This is a genomic window from Caulobacter sp. S45, from assembly GCF_903642205.1.
Classification (GTDB): Bacteria; Pseudomonadota; Alphaproteobacteria; order Caulobacterales; family Caulobacteraceae; genus CAHJWH01.
Genome location: NZ_CAHJWH010000047.1, coordinates 1 through 18,221, shown reverse-complemented (window position 1 = coordinate 18,221; position 18,221 = coordinate 1). Strand labels below are relative to the sequence as shown.

The 18,221-nt window shown below is 70.1% G+C and carries 21 protein-coding genes; 11 read left to right on the top strand and 10 right to left on the bottom strand.

The window, feature by feature from the left end; all coding sequences use genetic code 11:
* Positions 1-74 precede the first annotated feature (74 nt).
* The 8 genes from HUV06_RS07055 to HUV06_RS07020 form a co-directional block, all read right to left on the bottom strand.
* On the bottom strand, positions 75-764 hold the full coding sequence (locus HUV06_RS07055) for a membrane integrity-associated transporter subunit PqiC (protein WP_174300563.1): 690 nt from the start codon (positions 762-764) through the stop codon (positions 75-77).
* Positions 761-2,461: an intermembrane transport protein PqiB gene (locus tag HUV06_RS07050; protein ID WP_174300562.1), complete on the bottom strand. Its 1,701-nt coding sequence runs from the start codon at positions 2,459-2,461 to the stop codon at positions 761-763. Before HUV06_RS07050 ends, HUV06_RS07055 begins: the two co-directional genes overlap by 4 nt.
* Entirely contained in the window at positions 2,458-3,576 is a 1,119-nt protein-coding gene (locus HUV06_RS07045; protein WP_217433674.1) for a paraquat-inducible protein A, read from the bottom strand. Before HUV06_RS07045 ends, HUV06_RS07050 begins: the two co-directional genes overlap by 4 nt.
* 429 nt (positions 3,577-4,005) lie before the next feature.
* The gene (locus HUV06_RS07040) at positions 4,006-4,155 is read right to left on the bottom strand and encodes a hypothetical protein (RefSeq protein WP_174300545.1); all 150 of its coding nucleotides are present in this window, start codon (positions 4,153-4,155) and stop codon (positions 4,006-4,008) included.
* Between the two features lie 8 nt (positions 4,156-4,163).
* Positions 4,164-4,814 (bottom strand): 3-oxoacid CoA-transferase subunit B, encoded by a 651-nt coding sequence (locus HUV06_RS07035; RefSeq protein ID WP_174300560.1) that lies wholly within the window; start codon positions 4,812-4,814, stop codon positions 4,164-4,166.
* Positions 4,815-4,818: 4 nt separating this feature from the next.
* On the bottom strand, positions 4,819-5,562 hold the full coding sequence (locus HUV06_RS07030; RefSeq protein WP_174300559.1) for a CoA transferase subunit A: 744 nt from the start codon (positions 5,560-5,562) through the stop codon (positions 4,819-4,821).
* A 94-nt stretch (positions 5,563-5,656) separates the two neighbouring features.
* Entirely contained in the window at positions 5,657-6,157 is a 501-nt protein-coding gene (locus HUV06_RS07025) for a pyridoxamine 5'-phosphate oxidase family protein (RefSeq protein ID WP_174300558.1), read from the bottom strand.
* A 243-nt stretch (positions 6,158-6,400) separates the two neighbouring features.
* Positions 6,401-6,967 carry a DUF4142 domain-containing protein gene (locus tag HUV06_RS07020; protein WP_174300557.1) on the bottom strand — a complete coding sequence of 189 codons (567 nt, stop codon included), beginning with the start codon at positions 6,965-6,967 and terminating at the stop codon, positions 6,401-6,403.
* 175 nt (positions 6,968-7,142) lie between these two features.
* On the opposite strand from HUV06_RS07020, the gene HUV06_RS07015 reads away from it, so the two are divergent.
* The gene (locus HUV06_RS07015) at positions 7,143-7,517 is read left to right on the top strand and encodes a response regulator (RefSeq protein ID WP_174300556.1); all 375 of its coding nucleotides are present in this window, start codon (positions 7,143-7,145) and stop codon (positions 7,515-7,517) included.
* Positions 7,518-7,724: 207 nt separating this feature from the next.
* Here HUV06_RS07015 and HUV06_RS07010 read toward each other — a convergent pair whose 3' ends face one another.
* Entirely contained in the window at positions 7,725-9,617 is a 1,893-nt protein-coding gene (locus HUV06_RS07010) for a protease pro-enzyme activation domain-containing protein (protein ID WP_174300555.1), read from the bottom strand.
* 142 nt (positions 9,618-9,759) lie between these two features.
* Positions 9,760-10,365, bottom strand: a complete 606-nt coding sequence (locus HUV06_RS07005) for an A24 family peptidase (protein ID WP_174300554.1) — start codon at positions 10,363-10,365, stop codon at positions 9,760-9,762.
* 143 nt (positions 10,366-10,508) lie between these two features.
* Here HUV06_RS07005 and HUV06_RS07000 point away from each other — a divergent pair, with 143 nt between their 5' ends.
* The 10 genes from HUV06_RS07000 to HUV06_RS06955 are packed head-to-tail and all read left to right on the top strand — an operon-like array spanning position 10,509 to position 18,108.
* Positions 10,509-11,282, top strand: a complete 774-nt coding sequence (locus tag HUV06_RS07000) for a cell wall hydrolase (RefSeq protein ID WP_174300553.1) — start codon at positions 10,509-10,511, stop codon at positions 11,280-11,282.
* A gap of 2 nt (positions 11,283-11,284) precedes the next feature.
* On the top strand, positions 11,285-12,985 hold the full coding sequence (locus HUV06_RS06995; protein WP_254600943.1) for a GspE/PulE family protein: 1,701 nt from the start codon (positions 11,285-11,287) through the stop codon (positions 12,983-12,985).
* Between the two features lie 2 nt (positions 12,986-12,987).
* Positions 12,988-14,205 carry a type II secretion system F family protein gene (locus HUV06_RS06990; protein ID WP_174300552.1) on the top strand — a complete coding sequence of 406 codons (1,218 nt, stop codon included), beginning with the start codon at positions 12,988-12,990 and terminating at the stop codon, positions 14,203-14,205.
* The gene (gene gspG / locus HUV06_RS06985; protein ID WP_217433673.1) at positions 14,202-14,639 is read left to right on the top strand and encodes a type II secretion system major pseudopilin GspG; all 438 of its coding nucleotides are present in this window, start codon (positions 14,202-14,204) and stop codon (positions 14,637-14,639) included. Before HUV06_RS06990 ends, gspG begins: the two co-directional genes overlap by 4 nt.
* 13 nt (positions 14,640-14,652) lie before the next feature.
* Positions 14,653-15,057, top strand: a complete 405-nt coding sequence (locus HUV06_RS06980) for a Tfp pilus assembly protein FimT/FimU (protein ID WP_174300551.1) — start codon at positions 14,653-14,655, stop codon at positions 15,055-15,057.
* Positions 15,054-15,422, top strand: a complete 369-nt coding sequence (locus tag HUV06_RS06975; protein WP_174300550.1) for a hypothetical protein — start codon at positions 15,054-15,056, stop codon at positions 15,420-15,422. Before HUV06_RS06980 ends, HUV06_RS06975 begins: the two co-directional genes overlap by 4 nt.
* Positions 15,422-16,066, top strand: coding sequence for a prepilin-type N-terminal cleavage/methylation domain-containing protein (locus HUV06_RS06970; RefSeq protein WP_174300549.1), 645 nt, complete (start codon positions 15,422-15,424; stop codon positions 16,064-16,066). The genes HUV06_RS06975 and HUV06_RS06970 overlap by 1 nt, the downstream gene beginning before the upstream one ends.
* Entirely contained in the window at positions 16,063-17,097 is a 1,035-nt protein-coding gene (locus tag HUV06_RS06965; protein WP_174300548.1) for a PilN domain-containing protein, read from the top strand. The genes HUV06_RS06970 and HUV06_RS06965 overlap by 4 nt, the downstream gene beginning before the upstream one ends.
* A 5-nt stretch (positions 17,098-17,102) precedes the next feature.
* Positions 17,103-17,630 (top strand): type II secretion system protein GspM, encoded by a 528-nt coding sequence (gene gspM, locus HUV06_RS06960; protein ID WP_174300547.1) that lies wholly within the window; start codon positions 17,103-17,105, stop codon positions 17,628-17,630.
* The gene (locus HUV06_RS06955; RefSeq protein WP_174300546.1) at positions 17,605-18,108 is read left to right on the top strand and encodes a hypothetical protein; all 504 of its coding nucleotides are present in this window, start codon (positions 17,605-17,607) and stop codon (positions 18,106-18,108) included. Before gspM ends, HUV06_RS06955 begins: the two co-directional genes overlap by 26 nt.
* Positions 18,109-18,221: the final 113 nt, after the last annotated feature.

Sequence of the window (18,221 nt, the reverse complement as noted above, 5' to 3'; positions counted from 1 at the left end):
CTGGTATACGCAGATTTCGGTGGGCTAGGCGCTGCAAGCCTTCCGCAATTCCCTGGGAGCGGCCGAGACAGGCGTTAGAACTGGCGGGTGCTCCGGGTCTGAGTGGTTTGGGTGCTCGTCTGCGCGCGGGGCGTGGCCAGGGCGCGCGCGGCCGCAAGGGCCTGCACCTGCGTGGGCAGCACCGCGGCGATCTGGTCGGATATCTGGCCCAGCAAGAAGCTGAAGGCCTGCGCCGTCGCAGCCCCGTCCAGCGGGGCGCCTGGCCCCCGCAGCGTCATGAGCGGCGAACGGAAAACCAGCGGGCCGCTTGCGGCCGGCAATGCGGCGTTCCAGGAGGCCTGCATCTGCGCGCCGTCCGGGCCGGCGCGAAACGATACGATGTCTATGCTCAGCGTCGCTACGCCGTCGCCGCCGGGCGAGGCCGGCCCCAGCACCGCGCCTGCGGGTAGGCGCCCGGCGAGGTCCTGCACCAGAACCTGGCGGGCGGTGAGGCCGAGCGGCGCCTCCCAGTGCTCCAGGTCATGCACCCTCACCTCGCCGGGCATGTTCTCCGACACCAACTCCTCGCGGTCCAGCGCGGGCGGGATGTTCACGGCCAGCACCTTCACGGGCGGACCGGCGTAGGCGGCCGCGAGCGGCTGAGCGGGACCGACCGGGTCCAGGGTGAAGAAGCGGGTCGGCGCGCTGGCGCAGCCCGCGAGCAGCGCCCCCGAGGCCAGCAGGACGGCCAGCGATGCGGCGCGGAAACCAGGGCGACGGGTCATTTGCTGTCCTTCACCTTGCCCTTGACGAGCGCTTCGGGGTGGCGGCCGAGATAGTCGGTGAGCGAGCGGATCGAGCGCGCCGCCTCGGTCAGCTGCTGGATCGCTCCCGGCAGGCTGGCGTCCTGGCCCGCACCCTCGCCGCTCAGCACGCTGCGGGCGGCGGCGGCCGTACCGTTCACCTGGTCGGCCGCCTGGTTCAGCTTGGTCACGAGGGGCCCGATCTGGGGCTTCACCTCGCCCATGATCTGGTCGACTTGGCTGAGCGTGGAGTCCAGGTGGCTCAGGCTGTCGGTGAGCGCGGGGGAGGCGGTGATCGCGCGCAGCCGGTCGGTGATCCCGCGGACGTCCTGACCTATCGCCTCTATGGGGATGGCGTTGACCTTGCGCAGGATCTGATCGGCCTGGGAGGTCAGGTCGTCGATGTCGCTGTTGGCGGCCTCGCTCGGGATCACCGGATAGGGGCCGCCTGTCGCGAGCTGCCCGCGGCCGGCCTTGATCGGGTCCAGGCTGATCGCCCGTCCGCCGATGATCGGCGGCGACTGGGTCAGCCGGGCGCGGTAGCCGAGGGAGAGCAGGTGGTTCAGCCGGCCGTCCGTGGCGTCCCGCCAGGCGTCGCTGTCGTTCCTGCCCGGCGCGGGGTCGGGCAGGCCGAGCTTGCGCGGATAGATGGCGGCCGTGACGGCGGTGTAGGGCTGGCCGTCGCGGGGGTCGAACCTCAGCTCCACGTCGTGGACGGAGCCCACCACGAAGCCGAGCAGCTTGATCACCGAGCCGTTGCCGAGGTCGCCCGCCGCACCCTTGAAATAGAGGCTGTAGAGCATCTGCGGGCCTTCCAGCCCCTGCTGGGCGTCGCCCTGGGTCTTGTAGAGCACGAAGGTCGAGCCGGCGGGGCTCGGATGCATGTGCTCGGCGGAGTCGGGCAGGTCGAAATCCACCGCGCCCGTGAGCACCGTGTCTGCGGGAGCGAAGCTGGTGCTGAAGCCCGCGCCGTTCAGCGAGACCTGCAGCGGGCTGGAGGTCCAGAACTGGGCGCCCGGCCGGACCAGGGCGTCATAGGGCTGGTAGACGAACAGGCCGAGGTTGAAGGCGTCCAGCCCCGTGAACTTGGCCGAGGTGACCTTGCCGATCTCCTGGCCGTGGTAGAGTAAGGCCGAGCCGGTACGGACCGAGCCCAGCACGTGGGCCACCAGGGTGTAGGCGCTGCCCTTCGCTCCGGGCTCGATGAGCGGCGGCTGGTCCAGGCCGTTGAAGCGGCGCTGGGGCTGGCCGCCCTGGCCGGGCGCCATGCCGATGGTGACGCCGGCCAGTGCGGCCTTCACCGAGTCGATGTCGGTCAGGCTGGGCTTGGCCCCGATCATCCAGAAGCGGGTGTTGGAGTTCAGCACAGCTCGGGCGCGCGGGATCAGCCGGAGCGTCATGTCCACCCGCTTGCCGTCGCGGTTCAGGTTGATCCTGGTGACCCGGCCGGCCTCGATGCCCTGATAGATCACCTTGGTATCGCCGGTGCGTGCGCCCGCGGCCGAGGCGAAGGTCACCACGATGTCGACGCCCCGATCGGACAGGGCGCGGAGGCCCAGATAGGCCACGATCAGCAGCGCCGCCAAGGGCAGCGCCCAGACCAAGCCCGGCCAGCGGGTGCGCCTCGCCGTGGCGGTAGGCGCCGTGTCTGCGGTGCGGGAAGGAGGCGTGTCGCTCAAGCGGGAGGTCCGGCGGACGAAGCGGGGGCGGAGCGCCTGCGGCCGGCGGCGTCCCACATCAGGCGGGGGTCGAAGCAGCGGGTGGCCAGCATGGTCATGACCACCACCATAGCGAAGGGCGTGGCCGCTGGCTCGGCCCGTCCGTAGATCAGCGCATTGTACTGCATAACCGGCACGAAACAGGCGATCACGAACGGGTCCACCATGGACCAGCGGCCGATCTCCTCCACGATGTGGAAGAGCCGCGTCTTGCCTCGCAGGTGGCGCGAGGAGCCGCGCCACACCGAATGCAGGCACCAGCCCATCCCGGCGAGCTTCAGGAACGGGATGGCGAAGCTGGCGCAGAACACCAGGGCCGCCAAGCCCCACAGGTTGGCCTGGACCAGATCGATTACGCCCTGCAGCACGGTGTAGCGCGTCGGCGTCAGGCCGATGGGCAGGGTGGCCAGCGGCAGGAGGTTGGCTGGCAGGTAGAACAGCAGAGCCGCCAGCGTCAGGGCGGTCGCGCGGCCGATCGACTCGGGCTTGCGGGCGTACAGGCGCGCCTCGCAGCGGGGACAGGCCCCTCCGGCCGCATGGGCGGCAGCGAGCCAGTCGCAGCTGGTGCAGGTGATCAGGCCGTCAGGATCGCCGGGCGGCTTGGCCTGGGCTAGGATGGCCTCCCATACTGACCCCTTGTCCAGGGTCGCGCGGGTGAGAAGCGCCAGAACGCCCACGGCGATGAAGCACATGGCGCCTATGCCCACCTCCACCGAGATGGAGGCCTTAAGCCTGGCGTAGGCGACCACCAGGCCCAGGAGGAAAACGTCCGGCATGGCCCAGGTCTGCAGCAGGTTGGCGTAGCGGAAGGCCCGGCCCCGCCAGGCGAGGCGGCGGTCGAACTGCACGGCGCCCAGCACCGCGGTGAGGAGCCCGAACCGGGCGAAGGGCGCCACCACAACGAACAGGAAGATGAACAGGCCCAGGAGCGGCCAGCCATCCTTCTGCATGAACACAGCGCTCGAGGAGAGGACGCTCTGGCGTGAGACGCCCAGCACCGAGGTGGTCAGGAAGGGGGCCAGGTTCGCCGGGACCAGCAGCAGCAGGGCCGAGCCGGCGCAGGCCAAGGCGGCCATTGCGCTACGCCCGTGGGTGTTTTCCAGCAGGGAGCGGCAATTGATGCACTTGATGACACCCGCACTCGGGGCAACAGGCATGTGCTGCAGGGTTCCACAGTCTGGGCAGCCCGAGAGCGCGACTGAAGCCGTCATGGCGCTAGGGGCGGGGGGAGCGCCGACGACACAGGAGCAGGATAGGCGGGCGGCAGGAAAGCCTCGACGAATACGGGAGACGACTTGAGTTTAAGCGTCGCTTTGGCGAGTCCGTTCCCTTGAGCCGGCTTGCGCGCTTCGATGAGTGGAACGTCTGCCGCAGCTGCGGTCAGCTTCACCCATCCGTTCATCCCGCCGAATGCCGGAACCGAGCTCGGCAAGCCCGGCGGTACTCGTCCTCTCGGTCACGTTGGCGTGGGTGCAGGTCAGGCCGGACAGGTACCAGACTGCCGGTCATCTCGTACCGCCTTCCGCCTTGGCCGGCGTGAAGACGCTGAAGGTCATGGGCGTGCGGGTTTCCCGGCTTGCATGGCGCCTTGCACGCCCCGTGGGCTCGACGGTGGAGAGGGTCTCAAGTTCGCCGCCGAAGGGAACGGCAGCCATATCCTGCGTCAGGCGAAGGCGCCGGCGTCGAAGCTGGCCTCGGTCTTCGCCTTCACCTCGTCCAGGGTGACGTCGGGGGCCAGCTCGATCAGCTTCAGGCCTGTCGCCCCCGCCTTGTCGACGGCGAAGACGGCCAGATCGGTGATCACCAGGTCCACGCAGGCGGCGCCGGTGAGCGGCAGGCTGCACCGGTGCAGCAGCTTGGACTCGCCCGCCTTGTTGGCGTGCTCCATCACCACGACCACCTTCTTGACGCCTGCGACCAGGTCCATGGCGCCGCCCATGCCCTTCACCATTTTGCCCGGGATGGTCCAGTTGGCAATGTCGCCCTTTTCGCTGACCTCCATGGCGCCCAGCACCGTCAGGTTGATGTGGCCGCCGCGGATCATGGCGAAGCTCTCGGCCGAGCTGAAGAACGACGAGGTCGGCAGCTCGGTGATGGTCTGCTTGCCGGCATTGATCAAGTCGGCGTCCTCATCCCCGGGATATGGGAAGGGACCCATGCCCAGCATGCCGTTCTCGCTCTGCAGCGTCACCTCGATCCCGTCCGGGATGTAGTTGGCCACCAGCGTGGGGATGCCGATGCCGAGGTTGACGTAGTCGCCGTCATGCAACTCGCGCGCGGCGCGCTCGGCCATCTGGTCGCGGGTCCAGGGCATGGGATCAGACCTCCGAGCCGGCGGCGGCGGGTTGGGCCGCGCTGTCGGGGCGCGGCCGGGTGGTGACGCGCTCGATGCGCTTCTCGTAGCCCGAGCCCTGCACGATGCGGGTGACGTAGATGCCGGGTGTGTGGATTTGGCTGGGGTCGAGTTCGCCCGGGCCCACCAGCTCCTCCACCTCGGCGACGGTGACCTTGCCGGCTGTGGCCATCATCGGGTTGAAGTTCTGGGCGGTCTTGCGGAAGACCAGGTTGCCCTCCGGATCACCGCGCCAGGCCTTCACGATCGAAAGGTCCGCGGTCAACCCCCGCTCCATCACGTAGGTCTCGCCTTCGAACTCGCGCAGCTCCTTGCCATCCGCCACCACCGTCCCGACGCCGGTCTTGGTGAAGAAGGCCGGGATGCCGGCGCCGCCGGCGCGGATGCGCTCGGCCAGCGTGCCCTGGGGATTCAGCTCCAGCTCCAGCTCGCCAGACAGGTAGAGTTTCTCGAACAGCTTGTTCTCCCCCACATACGACGAGATCATCTTCCTGATCTGGCCGTTGTTCAGCAGCGACCAGAGCCCGAACCCGTCGGCGCCGCAGTTATTGGAGACGATGGTGAGTCTCTTAACGCCGGAGGCCAGCAGGGCTGCGATCAGCTTCTCCGGATTGCCCGACAAGCCGAAACCGCCAGACATGATGCTCATGCCGTCGAACGTGAGCCCCTCCAGCGCCGCCTCGGCTGTGGGATATACCTTGTGCGCCATCCGGCTCCGTCCCTGCGACCGTCTCGTTTGGCGGAGGATTAGCACGCCCCAGGCGATTGGCGAGGGCGCCCTTCGGCGCCCTCGCCAACGTGACCTACATCTTCACGTTTTGCTTGCCGCCAACGTCGGGCAGCTTGTGGGTCGCGTTAGCCTTGGCGATCTCCAGCGGATAGCTGATCGGGCCGCGGGTTGAGACCCAGACTCGCGCATCCTGGGGGTCCAGCCGCATCATGGTGAGGGACGGGTCATCCTTGCCGTCCGGATACCAGGCCGAGACGAAGGGAGACCAATACTGCTCCAGCTTGGCGCGGTCGGTGTCCTCGGTCAGGGAGCCGTGAACGCAGGCCTGGAACTCCATGTCCTTGGCCATGATGCAGACCATGGCGGTATGGCTGGCGCCGGTCTGGTGGACCAGGTCGGTGTCCTTCTTGGTGAAGAACCAGATGGCGTCGCCTTCCTTGTCTCCGAAGGCGGCCATGGGCTGCATGTGGTGGGGCTCCCCGCCAACCAAGCCCAGCATCACGATGCGCGCCTGGTCGATCTCCTTCCAGAGCCGCTCGCGCAGCTCCGCCGGGTTCAGGTCCTGGTCCGCCATGATCTTGTCCTCCGAATGTCTTGCGCGAGCAAACTACTGGACGCACAGCCGGTTCCGCATCACCGGGTGGCGCGCTCCCGTCTGGCAGGCTTGGATCAGGTCACTCGTTGACCCCGGCAGCGAATTTCGCGGCGGCGCGAAGGCCGCCCCACACCAGTTGGGACGATCGCCTGAAACAGCGGCTGCGCCCCTGCACTGGGGGCACGCCCTCCTCCCCTGCGGCGCAGGGGAGGAGGGCGGCGACTACTGCCCCATCCCAGGCTGCATCTGGTTCAGCATCGCGATGTGGGCCTTGACGATCGGCACCGTCTGGGAAGCCGCGCCACGGAGAGCAGGTGCATCGCCCATCCGCGCATAGCTGGACTGCACCATCAACGCCTGTTGGTGAGACTGCATCTGCTGCATCACGTAGGTCCTGTCGAACTCGGCGCCGCCAGTCGCCCGTAGCTGGGCGATCATCTGGATCTGGTCCGGGCGCAGCGGTGGTGGCGGCGGAACCGGCATGCCCGTGCTCATGATGGCGTTCTGCAGGGTCTTGGTGGTCATGGTGTGATCCCTGATCATCATCGCCCCGAACTTGCGCAAGCTCGGGCTCTGGGCCTGGCTCTCGGCGATGCGGCCTTCCTGGATCTCGAACTGGTCCGACTGTGCGGCCGCCATGATGTACTGGGGCGCGGTCATGGGCGCACCGACGCCGGGAGGCGGCATGGTCGACGGGTCCATGCCTGGTTGGGGAGGGACCATCTGCGCCGCCGCTGCGCCGGCGAGGGCCAGCGTAAGGGCTCCACCGATGAGTAGAGTTCTGATCATAGGCTCTTATTCTCCATCCCTGTGGCGGGCTCGAAGGGTCTCGCCCACACAGCCCGCATGGCCAACCTCAACCTGGCGCGTTTGTTCCGCCGGCGAGCGGGTGAGTGAGGCGCGTTGCAACCGAACGAATCCCGCTTGGTCAGGAACGAAGCCGCAGAACGTCGGTTGGTCAGTCATGTCATACCTTGCGACGCAGAGGACGACAGTGCTGGTGGTGGAGGACGAGCCCATAGTGCTGATGGACGCCGTCCAGGCACTGGAGGACGCGGGCTTCGAGGTGGTGGACGCCTATGACGGCGAGCACGCGCTGATGAAGCTTGACGAGCGTCCCGACATCGCCGCCCTGTTCACCGACGTGAACATGCCGGGCCGCCTCGATGGCGTAGCCCTGGCGCGCATGGTGCACGAGCGGCGTCCGGACATGGTGCTGGTGCTGACGTCGGCCGCCATGCGGCTGAGCGGCGCCGACATCCCCGATGACGGTCGGTTCGTGCCCAAGCCGTATGACGGGCTCCAAGTCGCCGGTTTGATCCGCGACATGCTGGGTTAGTTCCCCTCGGGCGGGATCAAAATCATGTCCGTACTGAGGTGGGGAGGCGCCTTCTGCGTCTGTCGAGACGAGGCGGGGGCCGCGCCCAAGACCGACCCGCTGATCCCGCAGGATACGAAGCGAGCAGACCTTTCACGTCACCGTGGAAACGCGAAGCGCCCGCCGTCCGATCTGGACGGCGGGCGTCAGTCGTCTAGCCCGTCTGGTCTATGGGTTGCTCTTGGTCTGCGGCAGTCCTGCCGCCGCCGCCGTGCCCATGCCGAAGAGGGAGCGCACGATCGGCGAGCCGTTGCCATAGATGTAGTTGTAGGCTTGGCTCGGCTGCTTTTCCGTGTACAGGCCGTCATTGCCCTGAGCCGGATGGCGGAAGACCGCCGCTCCGGTCTTGGCCGTCTGAGCCGCGGCGGCCGTGTACAGGAAGGTGTTCAGGTTTCCCTGACGACCCGTCTGGCCCTGGGCGACCAGCGACTGTTCGTAGAGCGCAACGGCACCGACGAACTCCGGCGAGGAGACCGAGGTTCCGATCACGCCGAAGAAGCCGCCGTCACTGCTGTTCACGCCATCCGCGACGATCGCCGCGCTGTCACCCGGGTTGCAGGACGTGGCCAGTCCCGGGCAGCCGCCGACCTGCATCCCGACATCGGGGAGGGTGCGGTACATCGAGCTGCCGGACCTGACCAGGCTCTGGTACGCCGGCGCCAGGAAGTGGGCGGAGACGCCGCCGCCCGCGCCCCAGGTGCCCCCGCTGACCGTGTAACCGGTGCCGTAGACATCGTAGGGCATTTCAGGATCCCCGAGGCCGTCCTCGCTCACATAGGCGGACTTCAGCATCTGAGCTCCCGTCGCCATGCTGGCGTCGGTGGTCTGCAGGTTGCCGCCGCCGACGGCGGTGACGTTCGGGCTGTCGGCCGGGAAGCTCACGCCCGGGACGAAGGTGCCGTTTGTTCCTCCGGCGACGTAATCGGCGCTCGGGCAGAGCTTTCCGCCCGAGTCCCCGGAACTCGCCACGAAGGTGATGCCCTGGGCGTTCCCTTGCTTGAACAAGGTGTCGTACACGTCGAGGATGCCGGTGAAGTCGGTCCCGCCATTGTAGGCCGCCGTATAGACCAGCTCACAGCCGCCGAAGGAGGAGTTGACCAGGTCGTACTGGTTGCTCTCCACCACGTAGAGGTAGCCCGAGATGATGTTCTCGTCGGAGAGATCGGGCAGGTCGATCAAGGAGACATTCGACCCGGGCGCGCCCCCGAGCACCTGCTGGATATCCAGCGAGGACTCCAAGCTGGCGTTGAGGTCATATGGCGCGCCGCCGTTGATGGGGACGTCCGTGAAGGTGGGGTCCGGCTTGCCGCTGACCGTGGAATACTTCTCATGATCGAAGAAGGCCGTCAGATCGGACTGCTGGGCGGCGTTCGAGATCACGATCGCCACATTGACGCCGGTCCCGTCGATGGCGGTCTGGTTCACGGTCGTCTGAGCGGACGGGTAGAAGTAGGCCTCCTTCAGGTCGGTGAACCAATAGGGTCCCGTGGAGCCATAACGGTTGTCGGGCTTGACCAGGCCAAGCTTCTTATGGAACGGCTGCTTCAGCGGCCTGCCGCTGAAGCTGACGACCATCGCGCCTTCGGCCTTCAGCGCCGCGGGCATGACCAGCGGGGTGTTGGCCACCATGCGCGCCGCACCCTTGACGGGCTGCACATGCGACAGGCTGGTGGAGAAGGTCTTGGCGACCGCTGAGGCGGCGCCCGTCACCTCCAGCGAGCGGCTGTGCACGTTGGTGACGCTGAAACCCTGCGCCTGCAGGGCCGCGGCCACACGCGACACGGAGTCGGCGGTGGGGCCGAACTGAGCCTTGAACTGGGTGGGGGTCAGCCACTTGTGGTAGCTGGACGAGGCCTTGTTCTGCTGGGCCGCCAGCAGAGTGTCCAGCGCAGCGGTGTTGCGCAGCGGCAGGAAGACCTCGAAGTCCACGGCGGCCGAGGCCGCTGCGGGAGTCACGTAGGCCGACTTCTCGATCACGGGCGTGGCGGAGGCCGACGTGGACAGCGCGATCGCGGACGTTCCCGCGAGCAAGACGCTCGCAGCCAGTACACCGAACTTCATTCACAAACTCCTTGGTGAGGCTCCCACCATTGCTCATGCTAACTAGAACGCAAGACTTTTTCCGTGCGCCCAAAGGTCGCCGCATTTCGACGCAGAGCGGGCTCAATCCCGGTGGCGGAGCAAGACTCCTGCAGGAAGCGACTTAATCTCGCCACTGAAGCAGCCAGACGAGCCAGGTGGCTCCGGCGAGCGCCGGCCCGAACGGCAGCGGCAGGGCCAGCGCGCGCCGTCCCAGGCGGATTTGCCGCACCCCGACCCAGACGAGGCTCCCGCCGCAGGCGAGCAGCAGAACGGAGGGCAGCGTCGCCCATCCGAGCCACGCGCCGGTGGCGGCGAACAGCTTGGCGTCGCCGAGCCCCAGCCCGCTCCGGCCCCTCAGGCGCTGATACGCCAGATCAACCCCCAGAAGGGCGCTGAAGCCCAGGATCGCGCCGACCAGGTGGTCGTAGAGCGGGCCTCCGCCGATCGCCGTGAACGCGACGCCCGCGGCGCAGAGCGGCAGGGTGACGGCGTCCGGCAGGCGATAGGCGGCCATGTCGGCGGCGGTCAGGAGCAACAGCGCCCAGCCCAGGACGAGCGAGGCGGCCGGCGGCGCCTGCGGGGTACACAGCACGCTCGCCGTGATCGCGACCGCGCCCAGCATCACCGGCGCATAATCGACGCTGTAGTGGACCAGCGCGCGCGCAAGCCGGGCGAGCGCAAGCCCCACAGCGACCGAGCCGACAAGGGCCAGACCGGCGAAGGCCACGGCCGCTCCAGGCCCGCCGGGTTCAGGCGGGAAGTAGTACGCCATGGCGTAATGGTCGCATTGCTACAGCGCGGGGTCGAGCTACCGTGACCTCCCGGCCGCGCTCGTCGGGGCCAGCGCCGAAGTAGCGGCCAGAAGGCGTGATGGACCGAGTACGACGGAGTACGGCGCGGCTGAGCCTGACGCTCCATGCGGCCGCAACCCTGGCGCTCGTGTCCCCCCAAGCCCATGGCGCCGATCTCGGGGCGCCCGATCTTCCCTCCAGATGGAGTGCGACGGACCCGGCTGCGCCGCTCGCCCGTGGCGCGACCAGCCAGACGGACGAGCGCCCGCGGGAGCTGAACTGCCTCGCCCAGGCCGTCTATTACGAGGCCGCCAACCAGCCGCTGGAGGGGCGCCAGGCCGTCGCCCAGGTGGTCCTCAACCGGCTGCACCATCCGAGCTATCCCAAGTCGGTCTGCGGCGTCGTCTATCAGGGCGCGCCCCGACGCGGCTGCCAGTTCACCTTCGCCTGCGACGGCTCGATGGCGCGGACGCCCGCGCCGCGGAACTGGCAGGACGCCGTCGACGTGGCGCAAAGGGCCATGGACGGCTTCATCGAAGACGCGGTGGGGGCTTCCACCCACTATCATACGCTGGCGGTTCGGCCCACCTGGAGCGCCCAGCTGACGCCGACCGTGCGCATCGGCGCGCACCAGTTCTACCGCTTCCCCGGCCCTGTCGACGCTCCCGGTATCATGGTCGCCTCCGCCGCCTTCGCACCCGGACGTTTATCAGCCGGGCGACCGTCCGGCGGGGCGGGGGCGCCGCTAAGACCTGGCGCCTCCGCCTTCAGCATCTGGGGACTCGAGGTCGCGCGGGTCTCGCCAAAGGATGGCGGGGCGATGTTCGTCCAGTCCGCTTCCGGGATGCGATAGGCGTGAACGCCCCGGTCTCCATCGCCATGACCAACGCGCCGCACGCGCCGCCGACCGACCTGCACCAGCTGGTGGCCGAGCACGGGCTGGTCGCGGCGGACGCCCTCGCCCGCGCCCGCCGGGTCGAGCAGGAGACGGGCGAGCGGCTCGGCTCGGTGCTGACGCGGTTGGGCCTGGTGTCCGAGCAGAGGCTGGCGGAAGCCGTCTCCGCCGCCACGGGACTGCCGATCGCCGCCCAGGCCGACTTCCCCGTCGAACCGGTGGAGGCGCCCGGCCCTCTGTCCCCGAGATTCCTGCGCGACGCCAAGGCCGCGCCCCTGAGACTGACCGGCGAGACGGTGTCGGTGGCCTTCGTCGACCCGCTCGATCCCTATACGCGCCAAGCGCTGCGGGTCGCCTTCGGACGTCCCGTGCTGGCCTTTGTAGGGCGAGCGGGCGACATCGAGGCCGCCCTGGACCGGGCCTACGGCGCGAACGCGAGCGCAGAAGCGGCGGACGGCCTGGATGCCGACGACGCCGACATGGAGCGGCTGAAGGATCTCGCCAGCGACGCGCCGGCGATCCGCGCGGTGAACCGCCTGATCTCCGAGGCGGTGGTGGCGCGGGCCTCCGACATCCACCTGGAGCCGAGCGAGAGCGCCCTGCAGGTGCGGCTGCGGATCGACGGCGTGATGCGCGAGCTGCCCCCCCTAACGCCCGCCATGCGCGCGGCGGTGGTCTCGCGCATCAAGATCATGGCCGGCCTGAACATCGCCGAGAAGCGCCTGCCCCAGGACGGGCGCGCGCGGCTGACGGTGCGCGGCCACGACGTGGACATCCGGGTCGCAACCTCGCCCACGATCCACGGCGAGAGCGCGGTGATGCGCCTGCTCGACCGCTCCCACCTGACCCTGGACTTCCAGGCGCTGGGCTTCGACGAGGGCATGCTCCGGCGGCTGCGGCCGGTGCTGGCCCAGCCGCACGGCATCATGCTGGTCACGGGCCCGACCGGGTCCGGCAAGACCACCACCCTCTACACCGCCCTATCGGAGCTGAACGTACCCGAGCGCAAGCTGCTGACCATCGAGGACCCCATCGAGTACCGCCTGGCGGGGGTGAACCAGACCCAGGTCGCACCCACCATCGGGCTGAGCTTCGCCGCGGCCCTGCGCTCCTTCCTGCGCCAGGACCCGGACGTGATCATGGTGGGCGAGGTGCGTGACCTGGAGACCGCCCAGGTGGCCGTGCAGGCGGCGCTCACCGGCCACATGATTTTGTCCACGCTGCACACCAACTCGGCGGCGGCGGCGGTGACGCGGCTGATCGACATGGGTGTGGAGCCGTTCCTCATCACCTCCACCCTGAACGCGGTGCTGGGCCAGCGGCTTGTACGCCGGCTCTGCCCGAGCTGCCGCGAGCCCGTGAACGTGGAGGACCGCGACCTTGGCCTGGGCCAGCTCGGCGACGGCCTGAAGACAATCTGGCGGCCCGTCGGCTGCCAGGACTGCGCAGGGTCCGGCTACAGCGGGCGGATCGCGCTGACCGAATTGCTCCTCGTCGACGAGGCGATCTCGCGGCTCGTGCTGCGCCGGGCGGAAGCCCAGGAGATCGAGCGCGAGGCGGTCGCGGCTGGCATGAAGACTATGCTGCTGGACGGGGCGACCAAGGTCGCCTCCGGCTCCACGACGGTGGAGGAGATCCACCGCGTGACCCGGGAGGGCTAGGCTTGACCCCCTTCCGATACCGCGCGGCCACCGTCTCCGGGGCCCTGCGCACCGGCTCCGTCCAGGCAGAGTCCGCCGCCGACGCGCTGGAGCAGCTTCGTCGCCTGGGCCTGATCCCCATCGAGGCTACGGCGATCCGGTCCAAGGACATGAAGCGCCATTCCGGCGCGCTGAAGCCAATCCCGGTTCCGGCGCTGTCCAAGACGCTGGGCCAGCTCGCCGTGATGCTGGACGCCGGGGTGGCGTTGGACCGGGCGCTGGCGACCCTGGTGGAGGACATGCCGTCGGGCTCGGCGCAGCGAAGCGCCTTTGAGCCCGTGCTGCGCCAGGTCAGGGAAGGGCGCGCCCTGTCCCGGGCGATGAGCGACGCAGGCCGCGCCTTCCCGCCGATCGCCGCGGCCATGACGGCCGCAGGCGAGGCGGACGGCCGCCCCGGCTCGGCGCTGGCCAAGCTGGCCTCGACGCTGGACCAGGCCCAGGCGCTGCGCTCGACCTTGATCTCGGCCATGATCTATCCCGTCATGCTGCTGGTGATCGCCAACGGCGTGATCGCGCTGATGCTGTTCTGGGTCGTCCCGCAGTTCGAGGGTCTGTTCAGCGACGCGGCGGGATCGCTGCCGCCGATGACGCGGCTGGTGCTGGCGGTCAGCCACGGCGCGCGTCGCTACGGACTGTTCACGCTGCTGGGGCTGATCGCGGCCGGCTATGGCGGCTGGCGGCTGCTGCAGCGGCCGGAGGTGCGCAGCTGGGCCGACCGCTCCATCCTGCGCGTCCCCCGCCTCGGGCCGCTGGTCAACATGGCGGAGTGCGCTCGCTTCATGCGTGTGCTGGCGAGCCTCGTGGGCGGCGGGGTAGGCCTGCCCGAGGCGCTCGCCATCTCCCGCCGCTCGCTGCTCAACTCCCACATGGCCGCGGCCGTGGACCGGGTGGCCAAGGGCCTGCGCGAGGGCGAGGGCCTGACCGAGCCGCTCGCGGCCACCGGTGTCTTCCCCAGGCTTGCGCTCTCCTACCTGCGCACGGGCGAGCAGACGGCGCAGCTCCCGCTCATGCTGGAGCGGCTGGCCGACACCCTGGACCGGGACGTCCGCATTCAGCTAGAACGGATGATCGGTCTGCTCACCCCCCTCATCACCGTCGCCATGGGCGCGATCGTGGCGACCATCATCGCGTCGATCATGACCGCGATCCTGGGCTTTGACGATCTGGCGCTGACGAAATGAACCCCAGGAAGATGCAGGCGCTACGGCGCGACGACGGCTTCACGCTGCTGGAACTGCTGGTCGTGCTGGCCATCCTGGGGCTGCTGGCGGCGATCGTGGCGCCGCAGGTGCTGAAGTATCTCGGCTCTTCGCGCACCCAGACCGCCAAGGTGCAGATCGAGAACATCTCCGCGGCGCTCGACCACTTCGACCTGGACACCGGCCGATACCCCACCCAGGACGAGGGGCTGGACGCCCTGGTCCACATGCCGCCCAACGTGGCCAACTGGAACGGGCCCTACCTGCAGAAGGCCTCGGCCCTCAACGATCCCTGGTCGCGCAAGTACGTCTACCGCGTGCCCGGCCGCCACGATGACGACTTCGACGTGTTCAGCTACGGCTCCGACGGCGTGGAGGGCGGGACGGGCGACGCGCGCGATGTCGGCAACTGGTAGGCGGCCGCCGCCGATGGCTGAGCGGGGCGCGACCCTGCTCGAGATGCTGGTGGTCATGGGCATCCTGGGGCTGGTCGCCGGCCTTGCCTTCCCGGCGCTGCGCCGCCCCTACGAGGCCCTGGCGGCGGACACGGCGCGCTCCGCCGTGCTGGCCGACCTGCGCACCGGGCGCGCCGAGGCGATCCGGACCGGGGCGCCGGTCACCTTCAGCGTCTCGCCGGATGGCCGGCTCTATGGCTGGAAGGACCGCAGCCGGCTGCTGCCCGCCTCGGTCAGGATGCAGGTCGAAAGCCCGGTGACCTTCGCCGAAGACGGATCCAGCAACGGGGGACGGCTGGTGCTGTACGCCCGGGGCCGCGCCATGACGCTCTTCGTCGCGCCTGCGACGGGGCTGGCCAGCGTGGCGGCGACGCGATGAGGCGCCCCGCCTCGGACGCCGGCTCGGTGCTCGTGGACACCCTGGTGGCCATCGGCATCATGGCGCTCACCTTGGGCTTCACCGCCCAGGCCGTGGGAGACAGCGCACGGCGCACCCGGGCGGCGGAGCTGAACCGGCTCGAGACGCTCGAGGCGCGCTCCCGCCTGGCCGAGGTGGGCGCGGACATCCCGCTTCAGCCCGGGCGCGAGAGCGGCCAGGACGGGGCGCTGGTCTGGCGGGTGGACATCGCCGCCGGGTCCGGCCTCGCCAGCCAGTCGGGCCGGCTGATGGACGTGACGGTCAGCGTCTCCATGGGATCGGGCGCCGCTGTCACCCTGCACAGCCAGCGCTTCGTCGGGGTGTGATGGAGCGTCCGCGGGCCGATGTGGGATTCACCCTGGTGGAGATGCTGGTCAGCCTGGCGCTGCTGGGCATGGCTGCGGTGCTGGTCGGCCAGGGCCTCGGCTCCGACCACGCCGCGCTCGGCCGCATCGAACGGCGCACGCAGGGCGGCGAGGCGGTCGCCGCCGCCCAGACGCTGCTCCGTGAACGGCTCCAGCACCTGTTCGCCGATCCACGGTATGACAGCCTGAGCATGTTTGTGGACTTCGACGGGGCCGAGCAGGAGCTCCAGTTCCTGGCCTCCGCCCCGAGCGGCGCCTCCGGAATCCAGGTGCAGCGCTTCAAGCTCGGCCTGTCGGGCGGGGCGCTGAGCTTCGGCCCCGTCCAGGCCATCGGCGCGGACGCCGGCCTGGAGCCCCCCAAGCTGCTCGGCGGCGTCCAGGGTCTGGAGATCGCCTACTGGGGTGCGGACGCGGCGGACGCGACCCCCGCCTGGCGCCCGACCTGGGAGCGGCGGCCCGCGCCCCCGCAGCTGGTCCGCATCCGCCTCGCCTTCGCCCCCGAAGACCGGCGCAGCTGGCCCGACCTGATCGTGCGGCCCGCCGCCATGGTCAATGCGGACTGCATCTACGACGCCCGCGAGGACGGCTGCCGGGGGGGCTCTTGAGCGTCAACGATCTTCTCAATACCGACGTGGAGGTCCTGGGCGCGCGGCTGCAAGGCGCGCTGGGCTGGTGGCTGGACCAGCTGCGCGCCATCGCCGGTCCGCTCCTGGCCCAGGGTGCCGACCGCCGTAGCCGGCTCGTCGCCGAGCGGGCCCCCGCGGGCGGCTATCTGCTCCGCGACGCGGACGGCGGGGCGGAGACGCTCTCGCCCTCGACGAGGCGTCGCGCCGCCCTGATCCTGCCGATGCATGACGTGCTGATCCGCACCCTGCCGGCGCCGCCCCTGCCCGACCGCGACATCCGCCGCTACGTCGCTCTCGAGCTGGGCCGGCTCACCCCCTTCCCGGCCGAGGCCGCGTATCACGACGTGGCCGTGGACAGGCCGGCCGGCGCGCCGGCCATGCTTCGGCTCGCCGTCATTCCGCGTGAACGCGCCGATGCGGCCCTGGCCGAGGCCCGGGCGGCCGGGCTGGATGTCGCCGCCCTGCTGGCGCCCGGCCGGGACGCCGCGGGGTTCAATCTCCTGCCCGCCGTCGTGGCGGCCGGCGTCCGGCAGGGCGCGGATTGGCGCAAGGCGTCGATGTGGATCGCAGTCGCGGCCCTGCTGGCCCTCAACGTCGCCGTGGCGATCTGGCGCGACGTCGGCGAGGTGTCGCGCCTGCAGGCCCAGGTCGCCACGCAACAGCCGGTGGTCGATCGGGTACGTCGCCTCCGCCACGAGGCGCAGGGCCTGCGTCTGGAGGCGAAGGCGCGGATGCAGGCCTTGGCCGACGGAGAGCCGCTGCGGGTGATCGACGCCCTCTCGCGCGCCCTGCCGGACGAAGCCTACGCCCAGCGGCTGGCCTGGGACGGCCTCTCGGTCAGGCTGGCGGGCACGCGTCGCAACGGCGTGGACGTGATCGCAGCACTCCGCCGCGAGCCGCTGTTCACCGATGTGCGCGCCATCGACGCCGCCGCGCCCTCAGGCGACCCGGCCTTCGACGTGACCGCCCAGGTGCGACAGCCGCCGCCCCCCTCGACGGGTCCGACTTGAACCGCTTGAGCCTTCGGGAACAGCGGCTGGTCGCCCTGGCCATCCTGGTGGGCCTGGTGGCCGCCGTGTGGCTGGCCGTGGTCTCGCCCATCCTGCACGGGTTCGACGTCCGGCGGGAGCGCAAGGCCACGGCCCGCGAGGAACTCTCCAGCGACGCGCGCCTGATCGCCTCGTTCGGCGCGGCCCGGGGCGACGCCGAACGGCTACGTCAGGCCGCCGGGGCCTACGCCTTCTCGGCGCCCAATCCCGCCGCGGCAGCCGAGCTGGCGCGCGACCGCCTGTCCAAGTCCGTCGCGGCCCAGGGCGGCGTGCTCCAGGCCCTGCGTGATCAGCCCACGGCCGCCGGACGGGTGCGACTTCAAGCCGACCTGCGCATATCCCTGCCCCAGCTTACTGCTCTTCTTCGCCGGCTGGAGACGGACCGTCCGTTCGCCACGGTGGACTCCCTGACCGTCTCCGCCGCCGAAGAAGGGGCGGGCGCCCCGTCCGCGCCCCTGGAGGTTCGTCTTGAGCTCACCTATTCGGTCCGCTGAGTTCGACCCCACCCCCGTCCTGCTCGCGGCGGCGCTGGCCATCGGCGTCGCGGTGCAGGTCCTGCTGCCCGGCGCCCCATCCTCCACCACCTCGCTGCACCCGCTGAGGCTCGGCCGCGCCGGGAGGATCATGCCCGCCCCTGCGCTCCCCGCCTATCCCGCCATCGCCGCGCGGCCCCTGTTCACCCCCGGGCGGGCCGCGCAGGCGAGCGTGACGCCGGACGTCGCTCCTGCCGGGAGCTTCTCGTTGCTGGGCGCCGCTTCGAGCGGGCGGGGTGCGTCGGCGGTCTTGCGGAGCCAGGACGCCGGGGTGCACGTGGTCGGGCTCGGCGAGAGCCTGCTCGGCTGGCGGCTGGTCGCCGTCACCCACGATGGCGCGGTTGTGAGCCGGGGCGGCGCGACGCAGCTGCTGCGGGTCGGGGCGCCGCCCCTGCAGCCCGCGACGGCCGCCGTACCCGCGGCCGGAGTCCCCCGATGACGCGGCGCCTGCTGCTGCTGGCCACAGCGCTGGGCGTCGCGGGGTGCGCCCTGCCGGCTCAGCAGCCGCCGAAGACAGCGCTCGACGTCGCGCCGCTGCACACGACGCTCGCG

Bases quoted from the DNA above. Each gene is read 5' to 3' on its own strand.
- HUV06_RS06975 (WP_174300550.1), top strand. From the start codon at position 15,054: ATGAGGCGCCCCGCCTCGGACGCCGGCTCGGTGCTCGTGGACACCCTG.
- HUV06_RS07035 (WP_174300560.1), bottom strand. From the start codon at position 4,814: ATGCCCTGGACCCGCGACCAGATGGCCGAGCGCGCCGCGCGCGAGTTG.
- HUV06_RS07030 (WP_174300559.1), bottom strand. From the start codon at position 5,562: ATGGCGCACAAGGTATATCCCACAGCCGAGGCGGCGCTGGAGGGGCTC.
- HUV06_RS06970 (WP_174300549.1), top strand. From the start codon at position 15,422: ATGGAGCGTCCGCGGGCCGATGTGGGATTCACCCTGGTGGAGATGCTG.
- HUV06_RS07010 (WP_174300555.1), bottom strand. From the start codon at position 9,617: ATGAAGTTCGGTGTACTGGCTGCGAGCGTCTTGCTCGCGGGAACGTCC.
- HUV06_RS06980 (WP_174300551.1), top strand. From the start codon at position 14,653: ATGGCTGAGCGGGGCGCGACCCTGCTCGAGATGCTGGTGGTCATGGGC.
- HUV06_RS07055 (WP_174300563.1), bottom strand. From the start codon at position 764: ATGACCCGTCGCCCTGGTTTCCGCGCCGCATCGCTGGCCGTCCTGCTG.
- HUV06_RS07020 (WP_174300557.1), bottom strand. From the start codon at position 6,967: ATGATCAGAACTCTACTCATCGGTGGAGCCCTTACGCTGGCCCTCGCC.
- HUV06_RS07000 (WP_174300553.1), top strand. From the start codon at position 10,509: ATGGACCGAGTACGACGGAGTACGGCGCGGCTGAGCCTGACGCTCCAT.
- HUV06_RS07025 (WP_174300558.1), bottom strand. From the start codon at position 6,157: ATGGCGGACCAGGACCTGAACCCGGCGGAGCTGCGCGAGCGGCTCTGG.
- HUV06_RS07015 (WP_174300556.1), top strand. From the start codon at position 7,143: ATGTCATACCTTGCGACGCAGAGGACGACAGTGCTGGTGGTGGAGGAC.
- HUV06_RS07040 (WP_174300545.1), bottom strand. From the start codon at position 4,155: ATGGCTGCCGTTCCCTTCGGCGGCGAACTTGAGACCCTCTCCACCGTC.
- HUV06_RS07045 (WP_217433674.1), bottom strand. From the start codon at position 3,576: ATGGCCGCCTTGGCCTGCGCCGGCTCGGCCCTGCTGCTGCTGGTCCCG.
- gspG (WP_217433673.1), top strand. From the start codon at position 14,202: ATGAACCCCAGGAAGATGCAGGCGCTACGGCGCGACGACGGCTTCACG.